Here is an 8,065-nt window from a genome sequence, read left to right as displayed (position 1 = left end):
GATGAATCGAGAATACGCAAACTTCAAGGGCCATTAATGTTTAATGTAATGCGAAAGATAGCCATGGCGCTTTTTAAACAAGATGCATCTAAGTCAGCAAGTATGGCGAGGAAAAAGAAAATGGCAGGGCTAGACGATGATTACCGCTCAACCCTGCTAGAGTCTGGGATTAAAATGCGCTAGCCGTGACCAAACACGAGAAAGCGCCTTTGTTATTTTTAGAGGATTGACTTGTTTACCATTAAGTAATACTTCGTAGTGTAAATGCGTGCCTGTGCTTCGGCCGGTGCTGCCCATTAGGCCGATCACATCATGTTTAGTGATTGATTGACCTTTCTTTACTTTAATTTTATTTAAGTGTCCAAATCGAGTCACTAAGCCATTTTTATGTTCAAGCTCGATAAAGTTACCATAACCACCATTACGACCGGCACGAAGAACTACAGCGTCTGCTGGAGCGAATATTTCGGTTTTATGCCAACCGGCTAAATCAATTCCTTTATGAAAGGCATGATTACTATTCATGGGATCTTTTCTAAGGCCGAAATTACTCGAAATATAGTATTTAGCTTTAGCTAAAGGCAGGGTGTTTGGTAGCTCAGTTAAAAAGTTTTCTAAATTATTTAATATTAATAACTTATCAACTATGGCTAAAAAGTGGCTCGGAATTTTTGTTTCGTTAAATATATCAAGGGGCCCACCTTGTGCAGTTGTCTGGGCGCTTAATATTAGGTGTTGCTCAAGCGCAGACTCAATTCCTGCGCCTTTAACCATAGCTAAAATGGCTTGGTGACGTTCACTAATTTGGTTATCTAAATAGGTAAAGCTTTGCTCATACTGATTATTTAAGTTGGCCACTCTTGTTGCGAATGTGATTGGAGCGATTAACTGTGCTTGTTTACCTTTTTGATTTTCATCGACTAATGGCTCATGAAATTCATTGCCATTTTCATTAATTGGTACATCAAGTTCTGTATCAAGCTTAATAACATCTTTGCTAATTGAAGCAGGAAGGGATTCTATCATGCTTTGCAGTAGCGCCTGCTTTTGTTCAAGTATTGCAAGTTGCTCTAGCTGCGTTGCTTGAAGGGCTTGTTGCTCACTGACTTTTTGTTGCCACAGCGTTTGCTCGGTTATTTGATTTTGTTTTATGTCAGAGATTTTATTTGTTTGTGTATAAACACGAAAGCTCGAAATACTCAGCCAAGTAAAAGTGACTAAAATAAGCAACGCTACAAGAAGTTGAAACCAAGAGGCTAAAACAACATGCTTAACTTCGCCATTTTGACGAATAAGTAGCTGACGAGCAGGGAAAAATTTATGATAAAAAGACTTTATAAATACTGACATGGCATATAACACTGGCTATTAACCGAATTAAGATAGCAATTTGAGTTAAAAAAGCTAGAAAAAAATTGTAACTGTTCAAAAATTAATAAAAAAGGGCTGCTTTTAGTAAGCAGCCCTTTTAATAAATTTTTTAATATTCGTATTATTTTGACGGCAGTACAGTACTCTCTACAGAGCCAAAACCTATACGTGCATAGCCTTCTTTTTCACACCAGCCACGCATAATAACGTTATCGCCATCTTCTAAAAAGCTGCGGTGTTCGCCATTACTTAGCGTGATTTTTTCTTTACCGCCACGAGAAAGCTCAAGTAATGAACCTGCTTCTTCGTGCGTTGGACCCGACTGAGTGCCCGAACCTAGCATGTCACCTGGCATAAAGTTACAGCCATTTACTGTGTGATGAGTAACCATTTGTGCCACAGTCCAGTAAGAGTGCTTAAAGCTAGATGTTGATACGCGCGTTGGGTTATGGCCTTCGCTACGCATTTTTTGCGTTTGAATTTTAACATCCATTTGAATATCAAAAGCACCTTGGTCGCGATTCGCTTTTGATTCTAAATAGTCCATAGGCTGTGGATCGTTTTCATCACGTGTCCAGCTTGTTCTATAAGGCGCTAATGCTTCGGTTGTTACAATCCAAGGCGATACAGTTGAGGCAAAGTTTTTAGCTAAAAATGGACCAAGCGGTTGATATTCCCACGCTTGCAAGTCACGTGCTGACCAATCGTTAAATACACAAAAGCCAAATACGTGGTTTTCAGCATTTTCGATAGCGATTGCATCGCCCAGTGCATTGCCTTTACCTAAGTAAATACCCAGCTCTAGTTCGTAATCAAGGCGTTTACAAGGACCGAATGATGGCACTTCTGCGTCTGGCGCTTTGGTTTGACCTTTAGGGCGATGAAATGTTTGACCCGATACGTCAATAGATGAAGAGCGACCATGATAACCAATAGGTACCCATTTATAGTTAGGTAATAATGGGTTGTCAGGGCGAAATAAACTACCCACAGCTGTAGCGTGATAAATAGAAGTGTAAAAGTCGGTGTAATCACCGATGCGACAAGGCAAAGAAAACTCTATATCGGATTGTGCAACCAATGTATCGCTAAGCGCCTGTTGGTGCTCAGAGCCTGCTCTTAGTGCTTTTGAAAGGGCTAAACGAAGGGCTGACCAATACTGTTTCCCTAAACCCATAAATGTATTTAAGGTTTCTTCACTTGCTGCATCTGCGGCTGTTTTAGCGTCACCTGTTAAAACGTTTAATTTACTTAGTTTTGCTAAATCGATTACTTGATCACCAATTGCAACACCACCACGAAAGGCCTCATCAGACCCCTTACGACGAAATTCTGCAAACGGTAAGTTTTGAATCGGGAAGTCGCAATTATCAACATTAGCTGATTCTACCCAGCTGGTTAAATTAATATCGTGGGTTTCGTTAATTAGGCTCATTACATTTCCTTTGGATTTTACTGTATGGCGACAAGGTATAGTTTATTTAATCATACTTGTACTTGGCGCCATACTTTTTAAATATTAAAACGACAAAAAGCAGCGAAGTTCGCTGCTTTTAATTTACTCAAATATTTTATAAAACGCCGCGACGCTCTTGGTCACGTTCGATTGATTCAAATAATGCTTGGAAGTTACCTTCACCAAAGCCACCATCATCAACGCGCTGGATCATTTCTATAAAGATTGGACCAAATAAGTTTTTAGAGAAAATTTGTAATAAATAACAATTTTCACTTTGGCTATCTACGAGTATCTGATGCTCACGAATTTTTTCTTTATCTTCAGCAACCCAAGGTACACGGTCAAAAATAGTATCGTAATACTCTGGGATAATATCTAAAGTGGCAATTGTTGATTTATCAAGCTTATCAAGAGAGCTTACTAAGTCATCTGTTAAAAAGGCTAAATGTTGAACGCCTGGGCCGTTGTACTCACCAAGGTATTCATCAATTTGGTTGTTATCGTTACCTTTACCTTCGTTTATTGGAATAGAGAAGGTGCCACAAGGTGATTTTAGTGCATACGAAATAAGCGCTGTTTTTTGACCTTTAATGTCAAAGTAGCGTACTTCAGTAAAACCAAATACGTCTTTATAAAAGTTAGCCCATTTTTCCATGGTGCCTTTATAAACGTTATTGGTTAAATGATCGATTCGGATAAAGCCTTTATCTTCTACAACATTTTGCGTTTCTAAGTCTTCAAAATCACTTTCGTAGATAGTGCCTTTGTCGCCAAATTGTTCAATAAAGTAAATTAGGCTGTCGCCAATACCATAGATTGCAGGGTAAGGCATATTTTTATGCGTTGAGTCGGTCGCTGGTTTTGCACCACGCTCTACTGCAGTTTCAAATGCTTTTTGCGCATTCTCAACACGCCAACCCATCGAACAAATAGCAGGACCATGGCTTTTAGCAAATTCTGCAGAAAAACCTTCACGCTCGTTATTCAGTAAAAAATGAATATCGTTTTGGTTGTAATAAACGATGTCTTTACCTTTGAATTTTTTAAGCTTAGAGAAGCCAAAATCAGTAAATACTTTATCCATATAATCAGCATCAGGTGTTGCGTATTCGGTAAATTCAATACCGACTAAACCTAAATAGTTATTTACTTCACTCATTATTATTACTCCCGCAATTAAGCACTGCGATTATGTGTTGTTGTCATATTGCAGTAGATAATCAACCAGATTTTTAATTTGGGGAAGAGGGGGGCGCTATTTAGTATGTAGTGCATGTGTAAATTTTATAGGACGGTTATTATAAAGTTACGTGTTTGTAATACAGTTAAGTAAAATGAAGTTATATGGTATAAATTCAAGTGGGAGCATTTGTTTTTAAGTTATTGTATTTAAATACTAAAAAGGAGGTTTAACCTGCGCTAAACCTCCTTTTACAATTAATAAGCAAAAGCCTTTTTGTATGTAATTATTTACACTTTAAGAGCCGTTACCAAAGAACTTGTTCCGTTGTTCTATCCACACGTTAGTTTTAATTGCTGGAGCTGCTTGGTAATGGCGCTCAATGGTTTGATTTAGCACTCGCGTCGGTTGCTCAAAAGACAGCTTTTGTTCTGCGCTACCCATACTTTTAATTTCATCTCTGGTCATAGCACGTCCTGCATAAAGCAGCGAGTTTAAGTACCCTGGTACTGTTTCGTAATTGTTATCTGTAAAAAGCAATACAGATTGATTGAGTGCCCAGCGACTATCGATTTCGCCATCTTCTTTTACGCCAGCAAGTTCTCCATCTATATAGACTTCAAATACCCCGTTGGTTGGTGCTGTATAAAATACACAAGCTATACGATGCCAAGAGTCGGGTTGTGTGTTGCCAAAATAGCCGCTATCGCTAGTTGCTTGTCCATAGCCGCCGCTTGGGTCAATAAACATATCGGCATCATCATTAAGATAATCAGTTGTATTGGCTTGCATAATTGCACGGTAAATATCTTTACCTTCTGCGGGCCAGTATAAATCCATAACCAAGGTGTAGTCAGACACCATTCCTGCATTTGCAAAGTCACCATTTGCTGGTGTGTTTAAATCAATAAGCAAGCCTTCTGTTGGAGCGTGGCGAGAAAACGCCATAACACCTGAAGGGCCATCACTTAAATCATCAATATTTAATTGAGTAGTGGTGCTATATTGTGTCTCCGCAGTGCCCCAATTTGTTTCATCTGGATCAAAGTAGCTAAGTACCGAAGGTCCAAAATCAGCTGCTAACGGGTTGTTAGTATCGTCAAAGTTCCATATGGTTACATTTGCTAAGTTGTTGCATGAATAAAGTTCGGTGTCAGTGTCAAGGTGTAGGCACTGACTTGTTCTAGCACGTGCATATTTATCAAGTAGCCACCAAGCTTCAGCTATTGGTTCTACGTTTGAGAATGTAACACTATTAAAAAATAAATCAGGATTCAAAGCTGCTCCTTTAAATAGTGCAACTTCGTAATTATTAGTGGGTTGTATATCTTCAGGTTTAAGTAAAAACCAATCTGGTTGACTTGCAAACATCGTTGTTAAGTCGCTTCCCGATACAGTTACTTTATAAATAGAGTTAAACCCTGGCGTATTTGATGGCTGTCTTTCTACGTAAAAAGCTTTATGGAAGTCTTCTTGAGTCAGTGTGCCGGGTGTCCAGCGCTTTTGTACTAGTTCAGGGTTAAGTAATGCTGCGCTAATTGTGCTTGAATGTTTTGCGGCTAAGGCGGTGATTTCGGCTAGCTGCGCATCAGTTGGATAGTTTTCAGAAATAGCGATTTCAGTTTCTGCATCGGGAGCATAACGCCCCATTATCTCATCTATAGCTAGTTTTGTTGCCTCATCGCGCTCATCAATTGTATCGGTTTCAATCGTTTTGTAATCAATAACTGGGGATGATTTATCAGCTAAATTAAAAGTAAGCGTTAAGTCAGTAATACCTTTAGCATAAAAGTCCGGTTGTAAAACAATAGCGCCGTTATCAAGGGTTGTGTAGCTTTCCCCACCGTGTGTATGGCCGCCAAGTACTAAGTCTATACTGGGTACGTTTGTTGCCCACGTCATCAATAACCAATCAGGATATAATATCAGTTAACGGGGGCAGGGCAAAGTTGAATAAAAAAATTCCCCCATAGACGCTATGGAGGAATTGTCTTAGGTTATATTGCTACATTTGAAATAAACAATAATTAAGAGACTTTCTCTTCTAAACCTTGTTTTTCCCATACTTTAGCTTTAAAAGTCATTAGTACTAAAACAACACCAACACCAATGCTAAATAATGCAATTTGTAAGTATAAGTTAGGAATTTCATCAACATTATTCGGATCGAAATTACCAGCAAGTAAACCTGCGATGATGTTACCGATTGAGTAAGTTAATACAAACACACCCATCATTTGGCCAGTGTAACGTTTAGGCGATAACTTACTTACAGCACTTAATGCTACAGGGCTTAAACAAAGCTCACCCACTGTATGTAAAAAGTACGTAGTAACAAGCCAGTAAGGCGCAACTTTTAAGCCTTCAGCTGCGTAATGAGCCGCCATAAACATAACTAAAAAGCCTGATGCCATGATAATTAAGCCAATTGCACATTTAACGCTGTAGCTAGGTGATACTAAGCTTTTAGATAAGTTAATCCAAAGCGCTGCAAAAAATGGCGATAAAGTAATAATAAACAGTGAGTTTAATGATTGAAACCACGTTGTAGGGATTTCAAAAGTACCAATAAGACGGTCAGTATAGTCGCGAGCAAATAAGTTTAATGATGAACCAGCTTGTTCAAAGCCAGACCAAAAACATGCAGATGCAATACATACTAAAAATAGTGCCCACATTCTTTGTTTTTCGGCATCTGTTAAATTACCTGTAAAGTAAATAACACCAAAATAAACAAAAAAGATAATAGTAAATACAATCGCTGTGTAACCTGCAACTACAGTTGGATTAATAACAATAGCGCCGGTCATTGCAGCCGTAGTAACTGCAGCAGCTGCAATTACAAATGCTGCAATACCGCCCCATGCACGTGAAGTACCTTTAGAGCCTAATGGATTAGCCGGTAAAGCACTGTGCTTTGGTAAGTTATTAAGTGTGAGTTTGTACTGCACTAAACCAATGGCCATACCTACAGCAGCCGCACCAAATGCCCAGTGCCAGCCTACGTTCTCCATAAAGTAACCACATACGTAGTAACCTATTAAAGAACCCATGTTAATACCCATGTAATAAATAGCGTAACCGCCATCACGACGCTCATCAGCATCGCTATATAATTGGCCTACCATTGCACTGATATTTGGTTTTAGTAAACCAGTACCTGTTGCTACAAATATTAAGCCAATAAAGAAAGAATAATCATGTGGAATAGCCAAAATAATATGGCCAATCATAATAGTTATGCCGCCATACCAAACTGCTTTTTGACCACCAAACAATCTATCAGCTAGCCAACCACCTGGTAAGCCTAAAAAGTATACTGCGCCTGTGTACAAACCATAGATTGCAGCAGCTGATGCAACAGTAAAGGCAAGGCCTTCTTCTTGTAAGCTTGCTGTCATGAATAATACGAGCATAGCTCGCATACCGTAATAACTCATTCGTTCCCACATTTCAGTGAAGAACAATGTCGAAAGTCCTTTAGGGTGGCCAAACCAACCACTATCTGGAGCTGAACTCATATTTACTTCCTAACTTTAAGAATTGTTGTAATGGCCTTATAATTTTTTGCTTTAGCTATCTTAGTATTTAGTCATACTAAAATGCTCGACCATCAGTTTATTATTTGTAGCTAAGATAATGATTTGCTATATGGTAGTAACACCAGAAGGTAAGAGACACACCCTTATCCTAGTTACAATTGCGCTCAAGTATACATATACCTTAGTGCTAGGGGAAGTATTCGCGGTGTATCACCTTATGCCAAGTTAGAACTCAGCATAAGGAACAATCGGCGTGCCTGGAAACTCAAGTGTTCCGTACACAGGATTAAAGTAATAACGTATATAAAGCTGACCAAAATTTGGTTCGTAAAAGTCAGAACGATCAATAGCTAAGTAGCCACCAAAAAACCAATTAGGCGATATTCCTAAGGGATCCCCAAAAATAATTATTAAATTTCAATCACATCACTCACATCCATATTTTTCCAATCGAGTTGCACTACCACCTGTACGAAATAGGCTAGCCCTTCCAAGTAATCTCGCCGCCGCAGC

5 protein-coding genes and 2 pseudogenes are annotated in these 8,065 nt (G+C 38.9%); 1 reads left to right on the top strand and 6 read right to left on the bottom strand.

Features of this window, described 5'->3' with window-relative positions; genetic code table 11:
* Positions 1-183: pseudogene (locus QL998_RS19770) on the top strand (ISAs1 family transposase); the annotation flags it as partial.
* Here QL998_RS19770 and QL998_RS19765 read toward each other — a convergent pair.
* The 6 genes and pseudogenes from QL998_RS19765 to QL998_RS20805 form a co-directional block, all read right to left on the bottom strand.
* Positions 157-1,350, bottom strand: coding sequence for a peptidoglycan DD-metalloendopeptidase family protein (locus QL998_RS19765; RefSeq protein ID WP_290193335.1), 1,194 nt, complete (start codon positions 1,348-1,350; stop codon positions 157-159). The pseudogene QL998_RS19770 and the gene QL998_RS19765 sit on opposite strands and share 27 nt — an antisense overlap.
* 142 nt (positions 1,351-1,492) lie before the next feature.
* Positions 1,493-2,806 carry a fumarylacetoacetase gene (fahA, locus tag QL998_RS19760; RefSeq protein WP_024605843.1) on the bottom strand — a complete coding sequence of 438 codons (1,314 nt, stop codon included), beginning with the start codon at positions 2,804-2,806 and terminating at the stop codon, positions 1,493-1,495.
* A gap of 136 nt (positions 2,807-2,942) precedes the next feature.
* The gene (gene hppD, locus QL998_RS19755) at positions 2,943-3,989 is read right to left on the bottom strand and encodes a 4-hydroxyphenylpyruvate dioxygenase (RefSeq protein WP_002958202.1); all 1,047 of its coding nucleotides are present in this window, start codon (positions 3,987-3,989) and stop codon (positions 2,943-2,945) included.
* A 318-nt stretch (positions 3,990-4,307) separates the two neighbouring features.
* Positions 4,308-5,903: pseudogene (locus QL998_RS19750) on the bottom strand (metallophosphatase); the annotation flags it as partial.
* 134 nt (positions 5,904-6,037) lie between these two features.
* Positions 6,038-7,531: a peptide MFS transporter gene (locus QL998_RS19745; RefSeq protein ID WP_024603743.1), complete on the bottom strand. Its 1,494-nt coding sequence runs from the start codon at positions 7,529-7,531 to the stop codon at positions 6,038-6,040.
* A 246-nt stretch (positions 7,532-7,777) separates the two neighbouring features.
* Entirely contained in the window at positions 7,778-7,936 is a 159-nt protein-coding gene (locus QL998_RS20805) for a cellulose synthase subunit BcsC-related outer membrane protein (RefSeq protein WP_356948115.1), read from the bottom strand.
* Between the last annotated feature and the right edge of the window lie 129 nt (positions 7,937-8,065).

The organism is Pseudoalteromonas sp. APC 3691 (assembly GCF_030408135.1).
Lineage (GTDB): Bacteria > Pseudomonadota > Gammaproteobacteria > Enterobacterales > Alteromonadaceae > Pseudoalteromonas.
The sequence above is the reverse complement of the archived record's forward strand: the minus strand, read 5'-3'. Positions and strand labels throughout refer to the sequence as shown.